1 protein-coding gene is annotated in these 1048 nt (G+C 45.3%); it reads left to right on the top strand.

Features of this window, described 5'->3' with window-relative positions; translation table 11 throughout:
- A partial coding sequence (locus A3762_RS14500) for a phospholipase D-like domain-containing protein (RefSeq protein WP_231878820.1) occupies positions 1-1048 on the top strand: 1048 nt, incomplete at both ends.

Below are 1048 nucleotides of genomic sequence, written 5' to 3'. Positions count from 1 at the left end.
TTGTAGAAGTACCGAGTGATCGCCTTTCACGCTTTGTTCAATTACCCCCTCAGCCTGGGCGCAAAACGAAAGTATTTGCAGTATTAGAGGATATTATTCTCTACAACCTACCTGATGTATTTCGTGGTGTTATTGATATCAAACAAGCCGAGGCCTACGTTTTTAAACTGACTAGGGACGCTGAGCTTGAGTTAGACGAGACCATCAACCAGAGCCTGGTTGATCGCATGGCGAAATCAGTCAAAAAGCGCTCATCGGGTGAGCCAGAGCGGCTTGTTTACGAAGAGAGCATGCCAGAAGATATGCTGTCTTTACTGACTAAGCGCATTGGTCTGGGGCGTTACGACAGTCTGATGCCGGGCGGTCGTTATCATAACTCGAAGGACTTTATTGGGTTTCCGAGCGTTGGTCCAAATTATATTGATGCCAAGCCAATGGATACTGTTACCCATCCGGCTTTAGCTGATTTCAAAGGCAACTTGTTCGATTTGATTCGTCAAAAAGATGTCTTGCTTTACTACCCTTATCATTCGTTTGATACCGTAATTGATCTTCTGAAAACGGCCGCGATAGATCCGGCGGTTACAGAGATTAAGATATGTTTGTATCGTGCAGCCGAGCATTCGCGCATCGTTGACGCCTTGTTGTCAGCAAGACGTAATTTGAAGAACGTAACGGTTGTTGTTGAGTTGCAGGCGCGTTTTGATGAGGCCAATAACATTGCGTGGGCAAATCAGCTAACAGATGGCGGCGTGAACGTAATATTTGGCGTGCCCGGCTTAAAGGTGCATACCAAGCTAATTGCCATAACGCGTAAAGAAGATGGTAAACCGCGTATTTATACGCACATTGGTTCGGGAAACTTTAACGAGAAAACCGCCAAGATTTATACCGATTTTAGTTTGCTCACACGCAATAAAGAGATCGGCAAAGACGTTGCCAATGTGTTTGATTTTATCAACTACACCTATCGCCGCCACGCCTATAAACACTTAATGGTGTCACCACTTACACAGCGTTCAGGCTTAGTGGGCATGATCGAAAATGA

This window comes from Oleiphilus sp. HI0125 (assembly GCF_001635355.1).
Note: the sequence above shows the minus strand (reverse complement) of the source record. Positions and strands in the feature narration are given on the sequence as shown.